Origin of the sequence: Kitasatospora sp. NPDC048296 (genome assembly GCF_043201815.1) — a bacterium.
In the GTDB taxonomy this organism is placed as follows: domain Bacteria; phylum Actinomycetota; class Actinomycetes; order Streptomycetales; family Streptomycetaceae; genus Kitasatospora.
The window spans coordinates 28,745-52,272 of sequence record NZ_JBICZB010000051.1 but is presented as its reverse complement, the minus strand read 5'-3'; the positions used below and the strand labels follow the sequence as shown (position 1 = coordinate 52,272).

At 74.1% G+C, this 23,528-nt stretch carries 24 protein-coding genes, 1 pseudogene and 1 riboswitch; of the genes and pseudogenes, 12 read left to right on the top strand and 13 right to left on the bottom strand.

Annotated elements, in window-relative coordinates:
- Positions 1–330: 330 nt before the first annotated feature.
- Positions 331–1,485 carry an alpha/beta hydrolase family protein gene (locus ACGF12_RS26405; RefSeq protein ID WP_393034859.1) on the bottom strand — a complete coding sequence of 385 codons (1,155 nt, stop codon included), beginning with the start codon at positions 1,483–1,485 and terminating at the stop codon, positions 331–333.
- A gap of 114 nt (positions 1,486–1,599) precedes the next feature.
- A complete protein-coding gene (locus tag ACGF12_RS26400; protein ID WP_393034856.1) occupies positions 1,600–2,292 on the bottom strand; it encodes a helix-turn-helix domain-containing protein in 693 nt (230 codons plus the stop codon).
- A 206-nt stretch (positions 2,293–2,498) separates the two neighbouring features.
- A riboswitch (cobalamin riboswitch) is annotated at positions 2,499–2,630 on the top strand.
- Positions 2,631–2,728: 98 nt separating this feature from the next.
- On the opposite strand from ACGF12_RS26400, the gene ACGF12_RS26395 reads away from it, so the two are divergent.
- From ACGF12_RS26395 to ACGF12_RS26365, 7 genes are all read left to right on the top strand, one after another.
- The gene (locus tag ACGF12_RS26395) at positions 2,729–3,850 is read left to right on the top strand and encodes a cobalamin biosynthesis protein (protein WP_393034853.1); all 1,122 of its coding nucleotides are present in this window, start codon (positions 2,729–2,731) and stop codon (positions 3,848–3,850) included.
- The gene (locus ACGF12_RS26390) at positions 3,847–5,361 is read left to right on the top strand and encodes a cobyric acid synthase (protein WP_393034850.1); all 1,515 of its coding nucleotides are present in this window, start codon (positions 3,847–3,849) and stop codon (positions 5,359–5,361) included. Before ACGF12_RS26395 ends, ACGF12_RS26390 begins: the two co-directional genes overlap by 4 nt.
- On the top strand, positions 5,358–7,478 hold the full coding sequence (locus tag ACGF12_RS26385) for a putative cobaltochelatase (protein ID WP_393034847.1): 2,121 nt from the start codon (positions 5,358–5,360) through the stop codon (positions 7,476–7,478). The genes ACGF12_RS26390 and ACGF12_RS26385 overlap by 4 nt, the downstream gene beginning before the upstream one ends.
- 6 nt (positions 7,479–7,484) lie before the next feature.
- On the top strand, positions 7,485–8,090 hold the full coding sequence (gene cobO, locus ACGF12_RS26380) for a cob(I)yrinic acid a,c-diamide adenosyltransferase (protein ID WP_393034845.1): 606 nt from the start codon (positions 7,485–7,487) through the stop codon (positions 8,088–8,090).
- A gap of 10 nt (positions 8,091–8,100) precedes the next feature.
- The gene (locus ACGF12_RS26375; RefSeq protein WP_393034841.1) at positions 8,101–9,486 is read left to right on the top strand and encodes a cobyrinate a,c-diamide synthase; all 1,386 of its coding nucleotides are present in this window, start codon (positions 8,101–8,103) and stop codon (positions 9,484–9,486) included.
- A gap of 9 nt (positions 9,487–9,495) precedes the next feature.
- On the top strand, positions 9,496–10,038 hold the full coding sequence (cpt, locus tag ACGF12_RS26370) for a chloramphenicol phosphotransferase CPT (protein WP_393034838.1): 543 nt from the start codon (positions 9,496–9,498) through the stop codon (positions 10,036–10,038).
- 65 nt (positions 10,039–10,103) lie between these two features.
- Complete coding sequence (locus ACGF12_RS26365) at positions 10,104–10,580, top strand: OsmC family protein (RefSeq protein WP_393034835.1); 477 nt, start codon at positions 10,104–10,106, stop codon at positions 10,578–10,580.
- Positions 10,581–10,598: 18 nt separating this feature from the next.
- Here ACGF12_RS26365 and ACGF12_RS26360 read toward each other — a convergent pair whose 3' ends face one another.
- Positions 10,599–12,269, bottom strand: coding sequence for a serine/threonine-protein kinase (locus tag ACGF12_RS26360; RefSeq protein WP_393034832.1), 1,671 nt, complete (start codon positions 12,267–12,269; stop codon positions 10,599–10,601).
- A 51-nt stretch (positions 12,270–12,320) separates the two neighbouring features.
- Positions 12,321–12,914 carry a TetR/AcrR family transcriptional regulator gene (locus ACGF12_RS26355; protein WP_393034829.1) on the bottom strand — a complete coding sequence of 198 codons (594 nt, stop codon included), beginning with the start codon at positions 12,912–12,914 and terminating at the stop codon, positions 12,321–12,323.
- Between the two features lie 143 nt (positions 12,915–13,057).
- Between ACGF12_RS26355 and ACGF12_RS26350 the strand changes: the two genes are divergently transcribed.
- Positions 13,058–14,233: an FAD-dependent monooxygenase gene (locus ACGF12_RS26350; RefSeq protein WP_393034827.1), complete on the top strand. Its 1,176-nt coding sequence runs from the start codon at positions 13,058–13,060 to the stop codon at positions 14,231–14,233.
- 41 nt (positions 14,234–14,274) lie between these two features.
- Here ACGF12_RS26350 and ACGF12_RS26345 read toward each other — a convergent pair whose 3' ends face one another.
- The gene (locus ACGF12_RS26345; RefSeq protein WP_393034825.1) at positions 14,275–14,631 is read right to left on the bottom strand and encodes a hypothetical protein; all 357 of its coding nucleotides are present in this window, start codon (positions 14,629–14,631) and stop codon (positions 14,275–14,277) included.
- Complete coding sequence (locus ACGF12_RS26340; RefSeq protein WP_393034822.1) at positions 14,628–15,089, bottom strand: prevent-host-death family protein; 462 nt, start codon at positions 15,087–15,089, stop codon at positions 14,628–14,630. Before ACGF12_RS26340 ends, ACGF12_RS26345 begins: the two co-directional genes overlap by 4 nt.
- A 116-nt stretch (positions 15,090–15,205) precedes the next feature.
- Here ACGF12_RS26340 and ACGF12_RS26335 point away from each other — a divergent pair.
- Positions 15,206–15,861, top strand: a pseudogene (locus ACGF12_RS26335) (class I SAM-dependent methyltransferase).
- A 7-nt stretch (positions 15,862–15,868) separates the two neighbouring features.
- Here the strand turns inward: ACGF12_RS26335 and ACGF12_RS26330 are convergent.
- The 3 genes from ACGF12_RS26330 to ACGF12_RS26320 form a co-directional block, all read right to left on the bottom strand.
- Complete coding sequence (locus tag ACGF12_RS26330; protein ID WP_393034820.1) at positions 15,869–16,321, bottom strand: hypothetical protein; 453 nt, start codon at positions 16,319–16,321, stop codon at positions 15,869–15,871.
- Between the two features lie 78 nt (positions 16,322–16,399).
- Positions 16,400–16,840, bottom strand: a complete 441-nt coding sequence (locus tag ACGF12_RS26325) for an NUDIX domain-containing protein (RefSeq protein ID WP_393034817.1) — start codon at positions 16,838–16,840, stop codon at positions 16,400–16,402.
- Between the two features lie 16 nt (positions 16,841–16,856).
- Positions 16,857–17,057 (bottom strand): hypothetical protein, encoded by a 201-nt coding sequence (locus ACGF12_RS26320; RefSeq protein WP_393034814.1) that lies wholly within the window; start codon positions 17,055–17,057, stop codon positions 16,857–16,859.
- 126 nt (positions 17,058–17,183) lie between these two features.
- Between ACGF12_RS26320 and ACGF12_RS26315 the strand changes: the two genes are divergently transcribed.
- Together ACGF12_RS26315 and ACGF12_RS26310 are read left to right on the top strand one after the other, a co-directional pair.
- Positions 17,184–18,014 carry a helix-turn-helix domain-containing protein gene (locus ACGF12_RS26315; RefSeq protein WP_393034811.1) on the top strand — a complete coding sequence of 277 codons (831 nt, stop codon included), beginning with the start codon at positions 17,184–17,186 and terminating at the stop codon, positions 18,012–18,014.
- A complete protein-coding gene (locus ACGF12_RS26310; protein ID WP_393034808.1) occupies positions 18,011–18,217 on the top strand; it encodes a DUF397 domain-containing protein in 207 nt (68 codons plus the stop codon). Before ACGF12_RS26315 ends, ACGF12_RS26310 begins: the two co-directional genes overlap by 4 nt.
- Here ACGF12_RS26310 and ACGF12_RS26305 read toward each other — a convergent pair.
- Positions 18,210–19,766 (bottom strand): SMI1/KNR4 family protein, encoded by a 1,557-nt coding sequence (locus tag ACGF12_RS26305; protein ID WP_393034806.1) that lies wholly within the window; start codon positions 19,764–19,766, stop codon positions 18,210–18,212. The two genes, ACGF12_RS26310 and ACGF12_RS26305, sit on opposite strands and share 8 nt — an antisense overlap.
- Positions 19,767–19,827: 61 nt before the next feature.
- Positions 19,828–20,340: a MarR family winged helix-turn-helix transcriptional regulator gene (locus ACGF12_RS26300; RefSeq protein ID WP_393034803.1), complete on the bottom strand. Its 513-nt coding sequence runs from the start codon at positions 20,338–20,340 to the stop codon at positions 19,828–19,830.
- A 128-nt stretch (positions 20,341–20,468) separates the two neighbouring features.
- On the opposite strand from ACGF12_RS26300, the gene ACGF12_RS26295 reads away from it, so the two are divergent.
- Positions 20,469–21,419: an EamA family transporter gene (locus ACGF12_RS26295; protein WP_393034801.1), complete on the top strand. Its 951-nt coding sequence runs from the start codon at positions 20,469–20,471 to the stop codon at positions 21,417–21,419.
- A gap of 94 nt (positions 21,420–21,513) precedes the next feature.
- Here ACGF12_RS26295 and ACGF12_RS26290 read toward each other — a convergent pair whose 3' ends face one another.
- Both ACGF12_RS26290 and ACGF12_RS26285 read right to left on the bottom strand, forming a co-directional pair.
- Positions 21,514–22,401: a hypothetical protein gene (locus ACGF12_RS26290; RefSeq protein WP_393034798.1), complete on the bottom strand. Its 888-nt coding sequence runs from the start codon at positions 22,399–22,401 to the stop codon at positions 21,514–21,516.
- 93 nt (positions 22,402–22,494) lie between these two features.
- Positions 22,495–23,520, bottom strand: coding sequence for a TolB family protein (locus ACGF12_RS26285; RefSeq protein WP_393034872.1), 1,026 nt, complete (start codon positions 23,518–23,520; stop codon positions 22,495–22,497).
- Positions 23,521–23,528 lie beyond the last annotated feature (8 nt).

Sequence of the window (23,528 nt, the reverse complement as noted above, 5' to 3'; positions counted from 1 at the left end):
GTGTCGGACGGGCGTGTACGGAGGGTGTGCGGAGGCGCGGTGGGCGGGGATCCGGCCAGGCGGCATGTGCCGGGGGACGGAGGTTTCGGCACGGGAAGTCGACCGGGCCGACTTCTGGTGCGCGAGCGGGAGCCGCGCCGGGGGCGCGATCCGGACAGCGAATCGAACGGGGGTCGCGCGGACGGCAGGGCGGAGCCGCGGCCGCCCCGGGCCGGTGGTGCTTCCCGGGGCGGCAACGGGCGGTCGGGTGGGCTGTCGCGGGGGAAGTCGGATGGGCCGACCCTCACCCACAGGGCCAAGATTTGGCCCCCGAAGCCGGGGCAGGCGCGGTCAGAGCAGGGGGGTGAGCCAGCGACGGAGGAGTTCGGTGTAGTGGTCGGGGGCGGAGTTCCACAGGGCGGCGTGGTCGGCGCCCGGGAAGGCCTGCAGGTTGACCACGTCCGGGCGGGCGGCCGCGAGGCGCTGGGCGGCGCCGAAGGGGGCTATCCGGTCGCTGGGGCTGTGCAGCACCAGCGTGGGGGCGTGCAGGTCCGCGCCCTCGGCGAGCCGCGCGAAGTCGGCGAGGTCGACGCCGGTGCGACCCTCGGCGGCCAGGGCGCCCAGCTCGGCGGCGACGCCCGTGAAGCCGGCCCGGGCGGCGTCGCGGCGGGCGGAGGCGGGCAGGTCGAGGACGGGCGAGTCGAGGATCAGCCCGCTGATGGTGTTCGCCCACGCGGAGCGGGCCGCCGCGTGCAGGACCATGGTGGCGCCCAACGACCAGCCGTACAGGATCACCCGGCCCGCGCCGTGGTCGAGCGCCAGCCGTATCGCCGACTCGACGTCGCGCCACTCGGTCGCGCCGAAGTGGCTCAACCCGTCCGGGGAGGCGGGGGCGCCCGCGTCGCCGCGGTAGGTGACGGCGAGGACGGGCAGGCCGAGGCGGTCGAGGACGGGCAGGACCGGGAGGGTCTGCTGGCGGTCGGCCTCGGTGCCGTGGACGAGGATCACCCAGGTGCCGCGCTTGCCGTCGAGGTGCCAGGCCGGGAGGGCGCCCAGCTCGCCGTCGGCGCTGGTGTCACTGAAGGCCAGGCCGAGCGCCTCGGAGGGGTCGCCGAGCAGCACGCGGGGGGTGAAGTGCACCTCGGTGCCGGGCGTGAGGGTGCCCCGGTCGGCGCGGACCAGCCGCCGGGTGACGCCCTGCTCGTCGCTGTGCAGGATCTCCTCGACCACCGCGTGCCCGCCGCCCTCCCACTCGACGGCCCAGCGGCCGCGCCGCAGGCTCTCGGGGCGGCGGGTGAAGGTGACCCGGCCGGCGGCGAGGCTCTGCACCAGGATGGGCCCGGACTCCTGCACGGCCACCCCCACCCCCGGCCCCGCACCCGGTCCCGCACCCGGCCCCGCGCCCGGATGGACCATCCGCTCGGAGGCCCGGCGGCCGATCACCAGGACGACGGCCCCGGCCCCGACGGCGGCGGCGGCCACGACCGCTGCGGTTCGCCAACGCATATCGTTCCCCGCTCTGCTTCACGGACCCGGACGGTGTTCGTACACCAGTTCACCAGGGTCGTGCTCCCCAGGCCACCGGAATGGGCCATCCGGGGCACGGGGGGAAGAGGAGCCTCAGACCGGAACGGCCGTCGGCTGGGCCGCGAGCAGCTGCCAGAACCGGGGAGTGAGCGGCGGGGCGGGGGCGCTGGGCACGCTGGGGGTGCCCCAGTGGGTGGGGACGTGGTGTTCCTGGTGGAGGACGGGGAGGACGGCTGCGAGGTCCGGCTCGGGGACGGGGACGAGACGGGCGAGGGCGCGCAGATGGGGCTGCCAGCGGCCGGCGACGCACTGGCGCAGCAGCCGGTCCAGGGCCTCGGCGCGGCCGGTGGCCTCGACCAGCTCGGTCAGCCGCAGGCCGAGGACCTGGGCGAGGGCGTGGGTCTGGTCCGGGTCGCCGTCCCAGTGGCCGGTCAGTTCGGCCTGCTGGTAGGCGGGCAGGGACATGCCGACGCGTTCGGCCACGGTCTCCTGGCCGAGTTCGCGGGCGATGCGGTGGTCCCGCAGGCGCGTCGGGCGGGCCCCCATCAGGTCGGCGGCGGGGCACCAGAGGGCGCGGGCGAGGGCGATGAGCTCGGCCTCGCCGGGCCTCAGGTCGCCGTTCTCCCAGGCGAGGACGTGGCCGAACAGCAGCCGTACGCCGTGGGCGGCCATGCCCTCGGCGACCTGTTCGGGGGTCAGGCCGAGGCCGACCCGGTGGGCGCGTGCGGCCTCGGGCGAGAACGGCACCGGGGGCGGGGCGGCGGCGGGGGTCTTTCTGCGGCGCATGGCACCGAACGGTAGGCGCGGCCCTCGGCGCGCCCCCAGCCCCGGAACGCACGAAGCGGGACTGACGGGCCCTCCGCCGCGCTGGGCGATCGCACAGTGACGGCACCCGGCCGCCGTGCGGCCGCCGTGTGACCAACCCCTCCGTGACCTCGGTTGACGCGTGGATCGGCCGCGTGATGGGATCCTTGCGCCAAACGGAGGCATGGAGAGGAAGCCGGTGCGAATCCGGCGCGGTCCCGCCACTGTCACCGGGGAGCACGCTCGGAAGGTGTCACGGCGGGCCGTCAGAAGCCGCTGGAAGGCCCGGGGGTGCGTCCGACCCGGAAGCCAGGAGACTCTCGCCCCCGGTACGTCGATCCAGGGCGCGGACCCTGAGTGAGGACACGCACGCGATGCAGCCTGCCCCGCCCCGTCGGACCCCGAGCTGCCCACCGCCGTGCGCCCGCTGACCCGCGCCGCCGCCTTCGCGCTGGGCGCCGTCGCGGGCTACGCCGTCGACGCCCGCTTCGCCGACCCCCGCCGCGGCCACCCCGTCGCGCTCTTCGGCAGCGCCGCGACCCGCCTCGAACGGCGCCTGTGGCGCGACGACCGCACGGCCGGGACGGCGTACACGGCGCTGTGCGTGGGCGCGGTCACGGCCGGCGCGCTGGCCCTGGACCGTACGGTGGGACGCCGTCCGCTGGGGCGGGCGGCACTGGCCGCGGCGGCGACCTGGACGGTACTCGGCGGCACCTCGCTGACCCGGGAGGCGCGCACCATCGGCCGCTCCCTCGCCGCGGGCGATCTGACGGCTGCCCGGGAACGGCTGCCACACCTGTGCGGGCGGGACCCGAGCGCGCTGGACGAACAGCAGATCGCCCGGGCCGTGGTCGAGTCGGTGGCCGAGAACACCGCCGACGCCGTGGTGAACGCGCTGACCTGGGGCGCCCTGGCGGGCACGCCGGGCCTGCTGGCCTTCCGCGCGGTGAACACCCTGGACGCGATGGTGGGCCACCGCTCGCCCCGCTACGCCCGCTTCGGCTGGGCCTCGGCCCGGCTGGACGACGTGGCCGGCTGGCCGGGCGCCCGGCTCACCGCGCTGCTGACGGTGGCCGCCGCACCCGAGCCCCGGACCGCCTGGCGGGTCTGGCGGCGGGACCGCTCCGCGCACCCGAGCCCGAACGCGGGCCAGGCCGAGTCGGCCTTCGCCGGCGCGGTGGGCGTGCGGCTGGGCGGCACGCTCCGGTACCCGCACGAGCCGAAGGGCGCGCCGGTGCCGAAAGCGACGAACGACAAGCGACCGACGCAGGAGAGAGCGCCGGAGGGTGGGCCCCTCCTGCCCGAGGGCGGGCAAGGAGGGCGAACGTCGGCGCCGGACCACGAGCGCCCGGAGGCGAGTGCGGAGCCACGGGAAAGGGTGGAGCACCGGCCGGTGCTGGGCGCGGAGTTGCGGCCGGTGACGGTGGACGACATCGAGCGGGCCTGCACGCTGTCCCGGCGGGTGGGCGCGCTGGCGCTGGGTACGACGGTCGCGGGGCACGTCCTGCTGCGGCTCCTGATGAAGAGGGGTGGGGCATGACGAACGCGCTGCTGGTCGCCGGGACGACCTCGGACGCGGGCAAGAGTGTGGTGACGGCCGGGATCTGCCGCTGGCTGGCCCGCCAGGGCGTGCGGGTCGCGCCGTTCAAGGCGCAGAACATGTCGCTGAACTCCTTCGTCACCGCCGACGGTGCCGAGATCGGCCGCGCCCAGGCGATGCAGGCCCAGGCCGCCCGGGTGGAGCCGGAGGCGGCGATGAACCCGGTGCTGCTCAAGCCCGGCGCGGACGGCCGCAGCCAGGTGGTGCTGCTCGGCCGGCCGGTGGCCGAGGTCGGCGCGCTGGACTACCGGGAGCGCAAGCCCGTCCTGCTGGAACGCTCCCTGGAGTGCCTGGCGGACCTGCGCCGCCGCTTCGACGTGGTGGTCTGCGAGGGCGCCGGCTCGCCCGCCGAGATCAACCTGCGCGACCGGGACATCGCCAACATGGGCCTGGCCACTGCCGCCGGACTGCCCGTCGTGGTGGTCGGCGACATCGACCGCGGCGGGGTCTTCGCCGCGATGTACGGGACGCTGGCGCTGCTGTCGGCCGAGGACCAGCGGCACGTGGCGGGCTGGTTCGTCAACAAGTTCCGCGGCGACGCGCGGCTGCTGGCGCCCGGGCTGGAGATGCTGCACGAGCTGACCGGCCGTCCGGTGCTGGGCACGCTGCCGATGCTGCCGGGCCTGTGGCTGGACGCCGAGGACTCGCTCGACCTGTCGACAGTGGTGGACCGGGTCGACAGCCGCGGGCCGCTCGGGGCGGACGTGCTGCGGGTGGCCGTGGTGCGCTTCCCCCGGCTGTCCAACTTCACCGACGTGGACGCGCTGGCGCAGGAGCCGGGCGTGCTGGTGCGCTGGGCGACCCGGCCGGAGGAGCTGGCCGACGCCGACCTGGTGGTGCTGCCCGGCACCCGGGCCACCGTGGCGGACCTCGCCTGGCTGCGCGAACGCGGCCTGGAGCCGGCGCTGAAGGCGCGGGCGGCGGCCGGGCTGCCGATCCTCGGGGTCTGCGGCGGGTACCAGATGCTGGCGCGCTCGATCGACGACGAGGTGGAGTCCAGGGCGGGCGTCGTCGACGCGCTCGGGCTGCTGCCGACGAGGGTGCGCTTCGGCGCCGAGAAGGTGCTGGCGCGGCCGGTCGGCGAGGCGTACGGACAGCGGGTCGAGGGCTACGAGATCCACCACGGAGTGGTGGCCGTCGACGGGGGCACCCCCTTCCTGGACGGCTGCCGGGTCGGCTCGGTCTGGGGCACCACCTGGCACGGCGCGCTGGAGAACGACGGCTTCCGCCGCGAACTCCTGCGCGAGGTCGCCGAGTCGGCGGGCCGGGCGTTCGTCCCGGCGCCGGACACCTGCTTCGCCGAGGCACGCGAGGCCCGGCTGGACCGGCTGGGCGACCTGATCGAGGAACACGCGGACACCGACGCGCTGTGGAAGCTGATCGAGGGCGGGGTGCCGGCAGCCGGGTCGCTGCCGTTCCTGGCGCCCGGGGCACCTGGGAGTGACGCATGACTGACGTCCGCTATCCGTTCACCGCGATCGTCGGCATGGCCGACCTGCGGCTCGGGCTGCTGCTGAACGCGGTCTCCCCGGCCGTGGGCGGCGTGCTGGTGCGCGGCGAGAAGGGCACCGCGAAGTCCACCATGGTGCGCGCGCTGGCCGGGCTGCTGCCCTCCATCGCCGCCGTGGACGGCTGCCGCTTCTCCTGTGACCCGGCCGCGCCGGACCCGCAGTGCCCGGACGGGCCGCACACCTCCCTTGGGAGTCACGAACGCCCTTCCCAGCTGGTCGAGTTGCCGGTCGGCGTGGCCGAGGACCGGATCGTCGGCTCGCTCGACCTGGAGCGCGCGCTCGCCGAGGGCGTCAAGGCGTACGAGCCCGGGCTGCTCGCCAAGGCGCACCGCGGCGTGCTCTACATCGACGAGGTGAACCTGCTCCAGGACCACGTGGTGGACCTGCTGCTCGACGCCGCCGCGATGGGCCGCTCGTACGTGGAGCGCGAGGGCGTGTCGGTGCGGCACGCGGCGCGCTTCCTGCTGGTCGGCACGATGAACCCGGAGGAGGGGGAGCTGCGGCCGCAACTGCTCGACCGCTTCGGCCTGACCGTCGAGATCGCCGCCACCCGGGACCCGGCCGAGCGCGCCGAGGTGGTCCGGCGCCGGCTCGCGTACGACGCGGACCCGGCCGGCTTCGCGGCCCGGTTCGCGGCCGAGGAGCGGGAGCTCGCCGAACACATCACCGCCGCCCGGGAGTTGCTGCCCAAGGTCGAGCTGACGGATGTGGCACTGCGTCAGATTACCGCCGTGTGCGCGGCGTTCGAGGTGGACGGGCTGCGCGCGGACATCGTGATGGCCCGCACGGCGGTCGCGCTGGCCGCCTGGGCGGGGCGCACCGAGGTGCTGGAGGAGGACGTCCGCAAGGCCGCCCAGCTGGCCCTGCCGCACCGGCGCCGCCGCAACCCGTTCGACGCTCCGGGGCTGGACGAGGAGCAGTTGGACCGGACGCTGGAGGAGCACGCCCAGCCGGAGGACCCGGAGCCGGAGCCCGAGGGTGACGGCCCGGAGCCCGAAGGCGACGGCCCGGGTCCGGACGGGGAGGGCCCGGACGGCGGCCCCGACGGCGGTGGGCCCGACGGCGGTGGCGCGCCCGAGCCGTCCGACGGCGGCACCCCGGAGGCGTCCGCCCCCGAGGACGCCGAGGCGCCCGCGCAGCCGCCCGTCCCGGCCCAGCACCCCGCCCCCGCACGGGAGTCGGCGCCGGTCGCGGCCGGCGATCCGTACCGGACCCGGCTGTTCACCGTACGGGGCACCGGCCACGGCGCACAGGGCCGCCGCTCCCCCGCCGAGACCTCCGGCGGGCACACCATCCGCGCCCGGCGGCCGCAGGGCCCGCTGAGCCGGCTGCACCTGACCGCGACCCTGCAGGCCGCCGCGCCGCACCAGGTGGCGCGCGGGCGGGACGGCCGGGCGCTGGTGCTGCACAAGGACGACTTCCGCGAACAGGTGCGCCAGGGACGGGAGTCCAACCTGGTGCTGTTCGTGGTGGACGCCTCCGGCTCGATGGCCGCCCGGCAGCGGATGACCGCCGTCAAGGGCGCGGTGCTGTCGCTACTGATGGACGCCTACCAGCGCCGGGACAAGATCGGCATGATCACCTTCCGGGGCGCGGGCGCCGAGCTGGCGCTGCCGCCCACCTCCTCGGTCGAGGTCGGCGCGGCCCGACTGGAGTCGCTGCCCACCGGCGGGCGGACCCCGCTGGCCGCGGGCCTGCTGCGCGCGCACGAGGTGCTGCGGGTGGAGCGGCTGCGCGACCCGAACCGGCGCCCGCTGCTGGTCGTGGTGACCGACGGCCGGGCCACCGGCGGGCGGGACGCGCTCGCGCAGTCGCAGCGCGCGGCCGCGCTGTTCGCGGCGCAGGGCACCGCGAGCGTGGTGCTGGACTGCGAGTCCGGGCCGGTCCGCCTGGGCCTGGCCCGTACCCTGGCCGGGCTGCTCGGCGGCAGCGCCGTCAGTCTGGACGAGCTGCGCGCCGAGGGCGTGGCCTCGCTCGTCCGCGAGAACCGTTCGGCGAGCCGTTCCGTGAGCCGTTCCGTGAACCGATCCACCACCGCGATGCGAAAGGCGGCCTGAGCCGACATGCCCAAGGGTGTCCCCGAGAGCGTTCCTGACGACGGCCTGACGACCCGCCAGCGCCGTACGCAGCCGATCACCGCCGTGCACACCGGCCCCGGCAAGGGCAAGTCCACGGCCGCGTTCGGCATGGCGCTGCGGGCCTGGAACCAGGGCTGGTCGGTCGGGGTGTTCCAGTTCGTGAAGTCCGCCAAGTGGAAGGTCGGCGAGGAGAACGCGCTGCGCGCCCTCGGCGCCTCCGGTGAGGGCGGCACCGTCGACTGGCACAAGATGGGCTCCGGCTGGTCGTGGATCCAGCGCTCCGCCGAGCAGGAGATGTCCAGCGAGGAGGCGGCGAAGGAGGGCTGGGAGCAGGTCAAGCGCGACCTCGCCGCCGAGACCTACCGCTTCTACGTGCTGGACGAGTTCACCTACCCGATGCACTGGGGGTGGATCGACCCGGACGAGGTGGTGTCGGTGCTCAAGGACCGCCCGGGCAGCCAGCACGTCATCATCACCGGCCGGTACGCGCCCGAGGCGCTGACCGACTTCGCCGACCTGGTCACCGAGATGACCAAGGTCAAGCACCCCATGGACGCCGGCCGCAAGGGCCAGCGCGGTATCGAGTGGTGAGCCTGCGCACGTGAACATCCCCCGCCTCGTCATCGCCGCACCCTCCTCGGGCGCGGGCAAGACCACCGTCGCCACCGGCCTGATCGCGGCGCTCGCCGCGCGCGGGCTGGCGGTGTCCCCGCACAAGGTCGGCCCGGACTACATCGACCCGGGCTACCACGCGCTCGCCGCCGGGCGTCCGGGCCGCAACCTGGACGCCTTCATGTGCGGGCCGGAGCGGATCGCGCCGCTGTTCCTGCACGGCGCGGCCGGGGCGGACGTCGCGGTGGTCGAGGGGGTCATGGGCCTGTTCGACGGGGCCTCCGGGCGCGGGGAGTTGGCGTCCACGGCGCACGTCGCCAAGCTGCTGCGGGCACCCGTGGTGCTGGTGGTGGACGGCTCCTCGCAGTCCCGGTCGGTGGCCGCGCTGGTGCACGGCTTCGCCTCCTGGGACCCGCAGGTGCGCCTCGCCGGGGTGATCCTCAACCGGGTCGCCTCCGACCGGCACGAGCAGCTCCTGCGCGAGGCCCTGGAGGAGGGCTCCGGCGTACCGGTACTGGGCGCGCTGCGCCGATCGGCGGCGGTCGCCACGCCGTCCCGGCACCTGGGGCTGATCCCGGCGGTGGAGCGCTCGGCGGAGGCGCTGAAGGCCGTCGCGGACATGGGCGAGCTGGTCGCCTCCTCGGTCGACCTGGACGCCCTGCTGGAACTCGCCCGGACGGCACCGGCGTTGGACGCCGAACCCTGGGATCCGTCGGCCGAGGTCGCGCCGGTGGCCGGGCGGCCGCGGATCGCGGTGGCGGGCGGTGCCGCGTTCTCCTTCTCGTACGCCGAGAACGCCGAACTGCTCGGCGCGGCGGGCGCGGAGGTCGTCCCGTTCGACCCGCTGCACGCCTCGGCGCTGCCGGAGGGGACGGCGGGGCTGGTCATCGGCGGCGGCTTCCCCGAGCTGTACGTACGGGAGTTGAGCGGGAACGCCGAACTGCGGCGGGCCATAGCGGAGTTCGCCGCCTCGGGCGGGCCGGTCGCCGCCGAGTGCGCCGGACTGCTCTATCTGGGACGGGAGTTGGACGGACTGCCGATGTGCGGGGTGCTGGACACCACCGCCCGGATGACCGAACGCCTCACCCTCGGCTACCGCGAGGCCGTCGCCCTGCACGACTCCCCGCTCGCCGCGGCCGGCACCCGGGTGCGCGGGCACGAGTTCCACCGGACGGTCTGCGAGCCGGGCGCGGGCGAACTCCCCGCCTGGGGTTGGCGGCTTCCGACCGGGCCGCGCACCGAGGGCTTCACGGGCGGCCGGGTGCACGCCTCGTACCTGCACCTGCACTGGGCCGGAGCGCCCGAACTGGCCGCCTCGTTCGCGGCGGCCGCGGCGGCGTTTAACGCCGGGACAGGACGGGGCACGCGCTCCTAGGATGCGCGCATGCATGTGATCGTCCTCAACGGCGGCTCCAGCTCCGGCAAGTCGAGCCTCGCCCGCGCCCTTCAGGAACGGCTGCCGGAGCCCTGGCTGCACCTGGGCGCGGACACCATGGTGGACGCGCTGCCGCCGTGGCTGCTGGCCGGCGGCGAGGGCATCGGCGGGCTCGACGACGGGGACGGCACGGTCGAGGTCGGGCCGGTCTTCGCCGCGCTGGACGCCGCCTGGACGGTCGGGGTGGCGGCGATGGCCCGGGCCGGGGCGCGGATCGTGGTGGACGAGGTGTTCCTCGGCGGGGCCGCCTCGCAGCAGCGCTGGCGGAGCGCGCTGGAGGGGCTGGACGTGCTCTGGGTCGGCGTGCACTGCGCCCCCGAGGTGGCCGCCGCCCGGGAGGCCGCACGCGGCGACCGGGTCGCCGGGATGGCCGCCGCACAGGCCGAGGCGGTGCACAAGGGCGTCGCGTACGACCTGGTCGTGGACACCTCGCAGGCCTCACCGGGTGAGTGCACCCAAGCGATCCTCGCGCGGGTGACCGCGCCGCACTGAGCCCGCGCGGCAGCCTCCTGCGGTTGACTGTCAGGCAGCAACCCGCTTCCCACGGAGGTACGCCCATGGCCAGGCAGCACACGTACACCGCCGAGATCAGCTGGACCGGCAACCGGGGCACCGGCACCAGCGACTACCGCTCCTACTCCCGCGACGTCGAGGTGTCGGCCGAGGGCCTGCCGACCATCCCCGGCTCCGCCGACCCCGTCTTCCGCGGCGACCCCGCCCGCTGGAACCCGGAGCAACTGCTGCTCGCCTCGCTCTCCCAGTGCCACCTGCTCTCGTACCTGCACCTGTGCGCGGTGAACGGGGTCGTGGTGACCTCGTACGTCGACCGGCCGGTGGGCACCATGGCCGTGACGCCGCAGGGCGGACACTTCACCTCGGTGGTGCTGCACCCGCGGCTGGAGGTCGCCGAGGCGGGAATGGCGGAGAAGGCGCTCGCCCTGCACGCGGAGGCGCACCGGGCCTGCTTCATCGCCAACTCGGTCAACTTCCCGGTGCGGAACGAGCCCGAGGTGACGGTCGCGGGTCAGGCGTAGGGAACCGGCGGGCCGGGGCTACAGTGCGAGCGTCTGCCAGCCCCGGGTGATCTGGTCGTGGACGCCCGCCGGGTCCGGCGCCGTCGGCTGGGCCGCCGCGAGCGCCGCCAGCAGGGCCGTACCGTCCGTCGGGCGCTGTGCCGGGTCGATGGCCAGCGCGCGGGTGACGACGCCGGCGAGGCCCGGGTCGAGGGCCTGGACCGCCGCCAGCGCGGCCGGTTCGGGCCCGGTGTCCACGATCCGCCGGATCACCGCGCCGGTACTGGTCGCCGCGAACGGGCTGGCGCCGTGCGCCGCGCACACCACGCAGCACGCCCAGGCCCACACGTCGGCGGGCGTGCCGACCCGCTCCTCGCCGAACTGCTCGGGCGCCATGTACGTCAGGGTGCCCGGCCCGCCGCCGGTGGCGGTGAGCCGGGTGCCGTCCACGATCGCCGCGATGCCGAAGTCCAGCAGGCGCGGGCCGGCCGTGGTCAGCATGATGTTGGCGGGCTTGAGGTCCCGGTGGACCAGCCCGAGCCGGTGCACCCCGGACAGCGCCACGGCCAGCGCCAGCGCGAGGGCGCGCAGTGCCTCGGCGGAGCGGATCGGGCCCTGCTCGCGCAGGTGGACGTCCAGCGGGCGGCCGTCCAGCAACTCCATGGCCAGGTAAGGGCGTCCGGCGTCCACGCCCGCGTCGAGCACCCGGGCGGTGTACGCACCGGGGACCATGGCCAGCACCTCGGACTCGCGCTGGAAGCGGCGCAACAGCTCGGCGTCGCCCAGGAGTTCGAGGTTGATGGTCTTGAGCGCGACCTGGGTGGCGGAGCCCTGGCGCTGGGCGAGGTAGACCGTGCCCATGCCGCCGGAGCCGATCCGGCCGAGGAGCTGGTAGCCGCCGATCGTGCGGGGCTCGTGGGGGCTGAGCGGGCTACCGAGGGGCGGGCTCGATTGCACGGGCGGGGCGGTCGGGGGCGGCGGGGCGGGCTGGGCGAACTGCGTGGGGACGTACGACGCCTGGGGCGGGGCGTACGACGCCTGCGGCGGGACGGTGGGTGCGTACGGGTTCGGCACTGCCAGGGGCGCCTGGAACGCCTGGGCCGGTTGCGCGCTCGCCCCCTCCGCGCCGACCGGCTTGGGGTGGCGGCCCACAAGTACGGCGACGATCTGGAACACCACGGCGGCGAGGAGCAGTCCGACCGGCAGGACGAACACGCCGATCACCGCGCGGAGCACGAGCAGGCCGATGACCTGGGCCCGGGTCCGGCCGGCCGACCACGCCTGCGGGGGCAGGCCGCTGGTCAGCAGCTTGCGTTGGGTCAGGTAGCAGAGCAGCAGCCAGAGCGGCAGGCACGTGACGAAGCCCGCGATGTACCAGGTCCGCACCACGACGAGGGACATGTGCGTCTGGAAGGCGAGGTACCTCACGTTGTTGAGGTCGAACGGCTGCCCCAGTCCCTCGTAGAGGACGTTGCTCCAGACGCGCAGGAGAGCCAGCAGCCCCACGACGGCCAGCAGGCCCACCGCCAGCTCGCCGACGGTCGCGCCGACGCCGCCCGGCGCACCCGCGGTCGCGTCCGCGCCCGTGGCCGCCAACGCCCGTCGGCGGGTCGCCGTTTGGGCGCGCACCAGCACCGACAGTGTCGCCAACCGCAGCAGCAGCGCCGCACCGATCGTGGTCAGTACGGCGATCTCCAACGTGTTCAGCATGCTTCCCCCTGGCTGATCGAGCACACGGAGTATAGGGGGCACGCCCGGCTCCTAACCCTCCCGATCCAGCAGCGCGGCGAGGTAGCGGGCGACCTCCTCGCGCAGCTCCTCCGGCATCGGCACGTACCAGTGGCCGCTGCCGGCCGTCGAGTTGAACAGCACGCCCTCGCACCAGCGGATCAGCCGGCGGGCGTCGGCCGTCGGGTCGGCGGAGCCGGAGCGGGCGAGCAGGGCGGCGGCGAGGTCGGCGAAGCCCGCGCCCAGGCGGTCGTAGACGGCGCGTAGTTCGGGCCTGCGGGTGGCCTCCAGGGCGAGTTCCAGGCGGGCCAGGGTGAGCCGGCGCCCGGTGGTGAGCGCCCGGTACAGCATGTCGGCGCCGACCTCGACCAGCAGCTCGCGCGCCGTCGTGGAGGGCGCGAACCCCTCCCCCTCGGTGAAGACCGGGTAGTCGGCGGTCTCCCGCTCGACGATCCGGGTGAGCACGAGATCGAGCAGGGCGGCCCGGGTGCGGGCGAGGTTGGAGGTCGAGCCGGCGGGCAGGCCGGACGCGTCGTCCACGGCGCGGTGGGTGAGCCCGCGCAGGCCGGCGTCGGCGATCAGGTCGATGGCGGCGTCGGCGATCAGGGTCGGGCGCGGGGGTGTCATGGGTCCGATCATGGCCTTTCCACTGGGGCTCCCCCAACTGGGGCTCCCCAACTCACTACAGCCGTAGTTTACTCCTCACTACACATGCAGTACGGTGCTGAGCATTGGGCACTACACCTGTAGTGCGAGGAGAGGAGCCCACCATGGGCATGCACCAGGCGATCGTCATCGGCGGCGGCATCGGAGGCCTCGCCGCCGCCCTCGCCCTCCACCGGCAGGGCGTCCCCGTCACCGTCCACGAACGCGCCGCCTCCCTGGAACCCGTCGGCGCCGGCCTCGCCCTCGCCCCCAACGCCCTGCGAGCCCTCGACCGGCTCGGCGTCGGCCCCCGACTGCGCGCCCTCGCCACCCCGCACCCCGCCATCGGCGTACGCCACCCCTCCGGCCGCTGGCTCGCCCGCACCAGCACCGCCGCCGTCGAGGCCCAGTTCGGCGACCCGATCGCCGCCGTCGCCCGCGCCGACGTCATCGCCGCCCTGGTCCACGCCCTGCCGGAGGGCACCGTCCGCACCGACTCCCCCGCCACCCTGGTCGCCCCCGGCAACACCGACGAGCCCGCCGTCGTCCGCACCACCGACGGGGAGCAGCCCGCCGGCCTGGTCGTCGCCGCCGACGGCATCCGCTCCGCCACCCGCTCCCAGCTCTTCCCCCAGCACCCCGGCCCGCGCTACAGCGGCTTCACCACCTGGCGCACCATCGTCTCCCCGGGCCGCCAGCCGGCCGCCGCCGGTGAGATCTGGGGCCGCGGCCGCCTCGCCGGCATCGTCCCGCTCGCCGACGGCCGGGTCTACCTCTACGGCGCGGCCCTCGCCCCGGCCGGCACCCGTGCCGCCAGCGAACACGCCGAACTCCAACGGCTGTTCGGCGACTGGTGCGCGCCCGTCCCCCAACTGCTCGACCTCGCCGAGCCCGACCGGGTGCTCCGCCACGACGTCCGGGAACTCGCCGACCCCCTGCCCGCCTACCACCACGGCCGGGTCGCCCTCCTCGGCGACGCCGCCCACGCCATGTGCCCCTTCCTGGGCCAGGGCGCCTGCCAGGCCATCGAGGACGCCGTCGTCCTCGCCTCCCCCCTCACCCCCTCCGGCGACCTCGCCGCCCCGCTGCCCGCCTACACCGCCACCCGCCTCCCCCGCGCCACCGCCGTCGTGACCGCCTCCCGCCGAATCGGCACCCTCGTCGCCCTCCGCGCCCCCACCACCACCCTGCTCCGCGACACCGCCCTCACCCTCGTCGGCCTCCTCCCCACCCGGGCCCTGCTGAGCCGGTCGGCGACGATCTACAACTGGCGGCCCCCGGCGGTGCGCGCCGGGGCATGAAAGGGAGAGGTCGGGCGCGCCGCCGGCGTGAGACTCCAGGACTACGCGTCGGTGTCCTTCGGGTGCCGGGGCGAGGCATGGACGACGTACACGGTACGAGTCGCCTCCTCCACCACGTATCGCACCCGCCCGCCAGCAGTCACTTCGTATTCCCACTGCGACAGCTCCACACCCCCGAGAATCCGGGTCGCCAAGCGACCTCGGAGCCGATGCTGACGGTCGGGATCCGTCCTGGCGAGCGGGTTCGCCCGCAACGCCTCGAAGCAGCGGCGGGCGTTGCCCGGCGCCTCGGCGCACAGCTCACCCCACCCCTTCGCCGCCTCGGTCGTGCCGAAGCGCACCCGCCACTCGTCACCGACCGGTGGCGGCGCGACATCATCACCACGCTTGGGGCTCACGGCGCGACCACCTCGCCGTGATCGCCACCGGGAAGGTGGCTGGTGAGCTCCGCGGTCAGCTCCGGGTCCGCAAGGATTCTGGCGGTGGCGCGCCATTCCACTATCACGCGATGCAGATTGGCGTGTACGTCGAGCTCCACGACGTCGCGCGTCGCATCCACAAGGTCGACGACGAACTCGCGCACCTCCTCGGCCGACAGGTGCCTGACCCAGGGGAAGACGGCGGGAAGGGCCAGCAGGACAGCCCGTGCACCCTCGTCGCTGCTGATCAGCGCGGTGAACAGGCGCGCGGTGACGTCCGCGGTCTCCTCGCGCTGGCGGTCGTGGCGCTCGGTGGTGAGGTACAGATCCTCACCGTCCCGCCGTGTGACGTGCACGCGCTGGGCGCGCTCCACGGTGTCCGCGACGCGCTTGGAGTTCTTCGACAGGTCGGAGAAGGACACGGTGAGAGTCGACATGACTCGACGCTAATTCGGAATACGTTCCGAAGTCAATCGCGATTGCTGCGCACGCGTGAATGACCGGTCCGGCCTGGCCGGGCCGGATGTCAGTGCCGAGCGCGATGACGGGCGGCATGACTGACTCCAGCCGGGCCATCGCCGACTACTGGGACGCGGCTTCGTCGGGTTTCGATGACGAGCCGGATCACGGGTTGCGGGAGGCGGTGACGCGGGAGGCGTAGGCGCGGCGGGTCCGGGAGTGGTTGCCGTCGGAGCCTTCGGATGTGCTTGACGCCGGGTGCGGAACGGGGTCGTTGTCGGTGCTCGCCGCAGCCAACGGGCATCGGGTGACCGGAGTGGACCTGGCTCTGCGGATGGTGGCGCGGGCGAGGGAGAAGGCCGCGGCCGCCGGGGTGGTTGGACGGTTCCTGGTGGGTGATGCAGGCGATCCTCCGGTGCGAGAGGGCGGCTTCGACGTCGTGCTGTCGCGCCACCTGATCTGGACGCTTCCCGACCCGGAGCGGGCACTGCGCGCCTGGGTGCGGCTGCTCCGGCCCGGCGGGCGGCTGGTGCTGGTCAGGGACGGTGGCGCGAGGCGGGCGAGCAGACGGCGCCGTACGTCGCCGGCGCGGAGCACCTGCCGTGGGGCAGCGGCGTCGCCTCCGAGGAACTCGCGGCGGCGGTACGACCGTTGGTGGCCGAGCTACGCGTCGAGCCGCTCAGTGGGGACGCCGCCCTGTGGGGTGGCCCCGTGAATGACGAACGCTACGCGTTGGTCGCGCACCTGTAGTGGGACGTCACGAGCCGCTGCCGAAGGTGCCGCCGAGCGGGTCGGCTCGGAAGCAGGCGGCGCAGCGGAGGCGGGTGTAGATCGCCACCGAGCCCATGCAGACGTCCTCGCGGCCGTCCAGCGGAGAGCGCGAGTCGGCCGGCTTTCCGCAGTCCAGGCAGGGGCGGTGGGGGCGGGCGGCGACGGAGCAGGCGCGGCAGACCAGGTGGGTCGGGTGCTCGGCGTGCACGACGACGGGCTGCGGACCGCCGTGCAATAGGTGGTCGCACCAAGTGCAGGACTCGTCCTCCTGCGACGCCAGCATCCGGGACCGGGTCTCCCGCTGCCACTTGGCCGCGTTCTGCAGCGGCACCGTCACCGGCGGGCCCCACCCGACGCTGCCGAGCCACCGGGCGCCCTCGGCGCCGGCCGCCCGCAGCTGGTCGTCGACGGCGATCTCCCTGGGGGTCTTGCGCTTCATCGGGCCTCTCCTTCGGATCCGGCGTCCCGACGGGTTAACGCGGCCGGGGAGGTCGTGGTCACGCGAACTACCGCACCACTACGGCCGCATGCCGTGCACGAGGGCGGGGAGCATCGCCTGCCAGGCGAGGAACGCGAGGGCGTGGGAGATGCGGCGGAGGTCGTCGGGGGCGACGACCTCCGGGAGGCTGTCCTCGTCCACCCAGTGCAGCGAGCTGCGGCGGGCGACTTCCGCAGCCTGGTCGGGGTCGAGTTGGCCGCCCCAGTGGACGAACTGGAAGGGCCGGGCCCCGACGAAGTCCACGATCAGCAGGCAGTGGAGGGCGCGGACGAGGCCGGTCGAGGCTTCGAGGTGCCGACGCGCGGCGAGGTGCGGCGGTTCGCGGCGGCCGGCGGCGCCGCCGGGGAGGGTGAGGACGGATCGGCGGGTGCCGGCTTCGATCAGCAGTACCTGTTTGGCCCCGTTCAGGACGAGCGCCTGGTGGTGGCTCCGGGGGCGCGGGCGCAGGGAGTTGAACATCGATCGCTCCGTTCCGTCACGCCGCCGCGTCGCGCGAGCGCGGGCGGAGGTTCTCGGGCCGGGCGGTCCACTCGCAGCCGCCGTGCTCGGGGCGGAGGTAGGCGAGGGTGCCGAGGGTGTCCATGTAGACGCCCTCGACGGGGCGACCGTCGGCGCCCCGGCGGGCGAAGTCGAGGACGAGCTCGCCGAGTTGGGGCTGGAAGCGGGAGTTGGGCACGGGGACTCCATGGATAGCTCTTCGCGCTCGATCCATCACGAGGCGTAGCCATGGTGGCCCCAGTGCACCTACGATGACCAGAGCATCAACCTTGACCATTCCGTCTTGTGAAAGGTCTCAGCTGCCATGAGCGAACAGGAAGTTGATCCGACCGCATCCCCTGCCGTTCGATTTGGCCAGGAACTTCGCAGGTTGCGACGGTCTAGGGGCTGGTCCCAGGTCGGCTTGTCGAAGCGCATGGGGTACTCCAACACCATGGTCTCGTACGTCGAACGAGCGATGCGTCCTCCAACAAGGAACTTCGCTGTTAAAGCCGATGAGGTGTTCGAGACCGGAGGCACGTTCTACGAGCTCTGGCGGCGCTACGCGAAGGCCAGTCTGTTGGAGGGGTTCGCCGAGTTCGCCGACGCCGAGGCCCGGTGCCGTCGGCTGCGCACGCTGGCGCTGACCATCGTCACGGGACTGCTCCAAGTCCCGGAGTACGCCGAAGCACTGGCCTACTCGGCCTTCCAGCGCGGTGCGATCACGCGGGCCGAGGCGGATGAGCGAGTGGACTTCATCGCCAGCCGACAGCGACTCCTCCAACAGAAGAAGCCGCCGCTGTTCCACGTGGTCATTGATGAGAGCTGCCTGGTCCGCCTTGTCGGCGGAAGGGCTGTGATGCTCAAGCAGCTCGACCACATCGTGGAACTCGCCGCACAGCCGAACGTCACCATCCAGGTGGCACCGTTCGACCTGGGCGAGAACCTTCCGTTCAAGCTGCCGGTGACGCTGCTGGACCTGCCGGACGGCTCTGTCGTCGGGTACGCCGAATCGTACGCGCGCGGACATTTGGAGCGAACCCGCGAAACGGTCACGGCCTGGGAGAGACAGTACGATCAGCTGGTGGTGGAGGCCTTGCCCAGGGCAGCATCCCTAGCGCTGATTCACAAAGCCCGAGAGGAACTGGCCGTATGAACCCTGAGCTGTCCGACGCGCGCTGGGTGAAGTCGTCGTATTCCGACAACGGCGGCGAGTGCGTCGAGATCGCTCCCGGCCTCCCGGGCGTCGTCCCCGTGCGTGACTCCAAGGACCCTCAGGGCCCGGCACTCGTTTTCCCCGTCCCCGCCTGGGAATCCTTCCTAGCCGCCATCCGCGACAGCGAGTTCGGCGTCAGCTGAACCGCAGGCGTATCGCGCCACTCGTGTCGTGGCCGAGGCGGGCGGCCCAGGCGAGTGCTTCGCTCATCGTGGCCTCGGGGTCCATGAGGCCGGCGGCGGCGAGGGTGGACGGGACGTTGTCCGCAGCCAGCAGTTCGGTCCACTGGTGGCGGTTCAGGGCGAGGTAGCGCAGCCCTGGGAGGTCGGCCAGCACGGTCAGGTCGCCGACCGTCGCGTCGGCGACGTCGAGGCCGTGCAGGTTCGGCAGTGTTCGCAGTACCGCCAGGTCGACCGACGCAACCGTCGCCAACTCCAGCGACCTGAGCGTCGGGTGGCCTTCCAGCGGTGAGAGGTCACCGCCCTCCAGGGGGACCCGCAGGGACTCCACGGGCAGCCCGCGCAGCGGCGAGAGGTCCGCCACCGCCGAGCGACCCACGTACAGGCGCCGCAGCTGGGTCGCGGCAGTCAGCGGCGACAGGTCCACCACCCCGGCCAGGTCGTGGAGGTACAGCGCCTGGAGGGTGGGCGAGACCGGGTCCGGGATCTCGCCGATGAACTGCCGCTGGCCGGCCCACTCCTCCGTGTCGTCCAGCTCGATCCAGCCTTCTTCGACGTCGTACTCGTACGAGGCGGACTCCAGCTGCTCCAGGTACCGGCCGATCAGGGCCGTCACCGACTCCGCGACATACTCCGGACCATCGCGGCAGTCGGCGCCGATCCGGATGACCTGGCCGGGGCGGCCGTCGCGGGCCGGGGCGAGGTCGACGGCCAGGTAGTTGCCGTCCTCGCCGGTGGCGAAGGGCAGCCAGGCCGGGTGTCCGCCGCAGCGGCGCACCGTGTTCGGCGGGTCGGCATCGAAGACGACCCAATCCCAGCCGAGTTCCCAGCTGTACCAGAAGGGCGTGCGCAGGCGTTCGCGGACGGCGACCATGCTCTCCAGCGACAGCCAGCCGTACGTCCCGATCAGGTGGCAGGGGTCGTGGCCGACGGCGTCGCCGTCGGCGATCCGGTAGAGCGCCCGCAGGTCGGCGGGCAGGCGATGGCCGATGCGGCGTTCGACCTCCTCGATCGCGGACTCGGGGGCGGGCGGCGGCAGTTGGTCCGGGCGGCTGCGGATCTCGGCGCGGCGTTCCAGGTACGTACGGAAGCGCGCCACGGCCAGAGCGGGGTCACCGACCGGTGCCGCCGTGCCCGCCTCCTGGTCGGCGCCGGGCTGGGGCAGCCGGTAGTCACCGTCCAGGACGGCATGGAAGCCGCCCCGGACGCCGTTCAGTCGGCTGACCGAGTCCTCGAACGCGAGCAGCTCATGTTCCCCGGAACGGCGGCAGCGCAGCTCCAGGGCAGTACCGTCCCAGCCGCGCAACTGCCGCACGGCGTCGCCCAGCCGGCGCAGGTCCTCGAACGAGGCGTCCGGGCGCGGGCAATGGCCGGTCGCACCGGGGACGGTGATGCGGCCGGCGAGCGAGGCGCTCCTCCGGTCGACCTGGCTGGAGAGCACGGCTTCCGTCCAGCCCTCGGGCGCTTTGGCCACGACGCCTTCGGCGATCCGTCGCGCCGCCTGCTCGATCACTGCCCTGCCCCCCTTGCGCCTGCTGCCGGGGGACAGCATGGCAGGAGGCACTGACAGCGGCTCAGCCGAGGAGCGGTTCGGTGTCGCCGTGGGCGACGAGAAGCTTGCGCAGCAGGGTGTCGAGCTGGGCGCGTTCGTCGGCATCGAGGGCGGTGAGGATGTGCTCCTCGTTCCGGAGGTGGCCGGGCAGGGTGGCGTCGATGAGCTCCTTGCCGGCCGGGGTGAGGCGGACCAGGACGGCGCGGCGGTCATCCGGGCAGGGCTTGCGTTCGACCAGACCCTTGGCGGAGAGCTTGTCGACACGGTTGGTGATGGCACCGGAGGTGACCATGGCGGACTTCAGCAGGGCACGGGCGTTGAGCTCGTAGGGCTCGCCGGAGCGGCGGAGGGTGGCCAGGACGTCGAACTCGGAGGAGTCCAGGCCGCAGCTGGCGAAGTACTCGCGCAGGGCGTTGTCGACCCGGACGTTCAGCCGCCGGAGTCGGCCGATCAGGGCCATGGCCTCCAGGTCCAGGCCAGGGTCGACCCTCCTCCACTGCTCGGCGATGTCGTCGACGGTGTCGCGCTGCTGCATGGTGCTCCGCCTCTCTACGGCAGGTCGCTGTCGTCGTAGATATCTTAACATTCACATACTTGACGTTCGCCGATCTCCGGGCGTAGAAATATCTCAACGTTCAGATAGTCAACGTTGAGGGGGACGCCATGGACCGCAAGCGCGCCACGATCGCCGCCACCGCCGCACTCGCCCCGGCCGCCTGGGGCACCACCTACCTGGTCACCACCCAGCTGCTCCCCGAGGGCCGCCCACTGCTGCTCGCCGCCCTGCGGGCACTGCCGGCCGGGCTACTCCTGCTGCTGATCGGCCGCAAACTGCCCAAGGGGCGCTGGTGGGGGCGCGCGGCGGTGCTCGGGATGCTCAACATCGGGCTGTTCTTCCCGCTGATGTTCGTCGGCGCGTACCGGCTGCCCGGCGGGGTCGCGGCCACCATCGGGGCGATCCAGCCGCTGCTGGTCGCCGGGTTCTCGATCGGCGTGCTCCGGGTACGGCCCGGGCGCCGGGCGCTGCTCGCCGGGCTGGCCGGAGTCGGCGGGGTGGCGCTGCTGGTGCTCAAGAGCGGGGCGAAGCTGGACGGCCTCGGGATCGCCGCGATGGTCGCGGGTATCGCACTGATGGCCATGGGCACCGTCCTCACCCGGCGCTGGGGCCGCCCGGAGGGCGCCACCATGGTCGACCTCACCGCCTGGCAGCTCCTCGCCGGGTCGGTCTTCCTGGTCCCGCTCGCGGCACTGGTCGAGGGCGCGCCGCCGGCCCTGAGCGCCTCCAACCTGGCGGGCTTCGCCTACCTGGGGCTGTTCAGCACCGCGCTCGGGTACGTGCTGTGGTTCCGCGGCATCGAGCGCCTGGGCGCCGGGCCGGCCTCCTTCCTGGGACTGATCAACCCGGTGGTGGCGACGGTCGGCGGCCTGGTCGTCCTCGGTCAGACCCTCACCCCGTGGCAGGTCCTGGGCCTGGCACTGGCGCTCGGCGCCATGCTCGTCGGCCAGTCCCCGGCCCGCCGGGCCGCCACGGCGGGCCCGGAGCCCGAGTCGGCGCCCGCGGCCGAGGCGGCAGCGCCCCAGGCGGCAACACCCCGGCCGGCAGCCGCCCGCTGACGGCTCCCCCGCCCCCTCGCCCCCTCGCCCCCTCGCCCCCTCAGCCCCGCCGGTCGCGCGACCGGCGGGGCTGAGGCATGGGGCGCGGAGCGGCTCAGCCGGTGGCGCGGATGTAGATGTCGGCGGAGCCCGGCGGGCCGCCGGGGATGGTGGCGACGTAGATCCGGCGGGCGCCGGCCGGGTGGACGGGGACGGCGGAAGGGGTCCAACCGGGGGTCGGGGTAGCCGTCCAGGTGGGCGGGGACGGCGGGGCCGGGGTCGGAGACGGACCGCCCTCCCCGGCCCCGGCCCCGGCCTTGGCGTCCGGCTCGGCCGAGGGTTCAGAGGGCTCAGAGGGTACGGAGGGTGCGGAGGACTCGGAGGGTTCATCGGACGCGTCGTCCGCGTCGGCGTCGGCGTCGGCACTCGCGTCGGCGGAGCCGCCGTCCGGTGGCTGCGCCGCGATGGCGACCGGGGCGGAGGTGGTCTCGGACGGGGACGGGGACGCGACCGCCGACGGAGCCGCGGAAGGGGACGCCGAAGGCTCCTCCTCCGGCAGCTCCGGCGCCTCCGCCGGCTCGTCCCCGCCCAGCGCCGCCGCCAGGTCCGGCGGCAGCGGAGCGGCCGGCCCGGGCGCCGGGAGGTCGTACGCCCGCAGGAAGTCGCCCAGTCCCGGGTCCTTGCCGCCCCCGAGCCGGTAGTGCAGGTACGCGACCGGCGCGCCGTCCGACGTCCGGGTGTAGACCGTGCTGACCGGCACGTAGTACCGCCCCGCGCCCGGGTGCTGGGAGGGGTGGAGGCCGGCCAGGCGCTCGGCACGGTCGCGGTCGGTCTCCCTGCCGACCTGCCCGACGGTGAGCGCGTTGACGCCGCGCACCACGAGGGCAGCGGCGACGGACACGCCGAGCACCAGTCCGACGGCGACGGTGCGCCGCAGGACCGGGCGGCCGTGCAAGGCGGGCCAGGAGTCGGTCACCATCCGCTCGGGTGGGATGCCGTCCACGCTTTCTCGCTCCCCCTCGATCAGGACGTCCGATCGGAACACCCGATCAGGACGTCACACTCTGCTCGACGTGGGACCGTAGCCCAGAGTTCCTCAGCCCGGGTAGGCGGGGGCGACCGCGGCCTTGGTGACCAGCCGGGCGCTGCCGGAGCCGTCCGCCGGGACGGTCCACAGATCGGCGCCGTAGTCCCCGGGCAGTGCGTAGAGCAGGGTGCCGTTGTCGGACCAGAGCGCCTGGTCGTCGATGTTGCGCTGCTCGGCGGTGGCGGTCTCGGTCATCGTGCCCAGGTCGAGGACGTAGAGCCGCCACGGGGAGTCGGCGGGCAGGCCGGGGACGCGCTTCTTGTACGCGATGCGGGTACCGTCCGGGGAGAGCGAGGGGCACTCGACGTTGTCGTGCAGGGTGGTGAGGGTGCGGGCGGCGAGGTCGCCGCGGGCGAGGTGGGTCTGCCCGCCGGTGGCCACGGTGGCGTAGAAGGTGTTGTCGTCCGCGAAGGTGACGCCCCAGATGTTGATGTCGTGCGCCTGGTACGGGTGGCCGTCCTTGATGACGGTGAAGTCCTCCAGGTTCTCCCGCAGGTTCCAGTCCCGCACGTCCACGATCGAGCTGCGGGTGGAGAAGTTGGTGCCCGCGTAGGAGTCGCCGCTGACGAAGACCGTCCAGGCGACGAGGTGCCCGGACGGCGAGACCCGGGAGCGGGTGGGGATCCCGGCGGCGGGGAAGGAGCGCAGCTCGTGCAGGTGGTCGTCCAGGACGACGGCGCGGTAGGTGTCCTCCAGCGCGCCGTGCTGGGCCTGCAGGCAGATGCCGGTGCCGGCGGCGGCGTGGAAGCGCAGGCACTGGACGCCGGAGGCGGTGCGCGGGCCGTCCGGCCGGTCGGCGGGGACGGTGGTGATCTCGTCCCGGTGCGGGCCCCAGGCCATGCTGCGGAACAGCAACTGATGTCCGCTGCCGGGCACTTGCAGGGAGACCTTCCCCGGGTTGACGACCGGCCCGCCGGCCTGGGTGCGGTCGCGCTCGGAGGTGCGGTCGGCCGCGTAGAGCACGGCTCCGGTGCCGACCGCGCCGAGCACCAGGACGGCGACCAGCAGCACGATCACTCTGGTGCGGTTCTGCAGGTTCACTC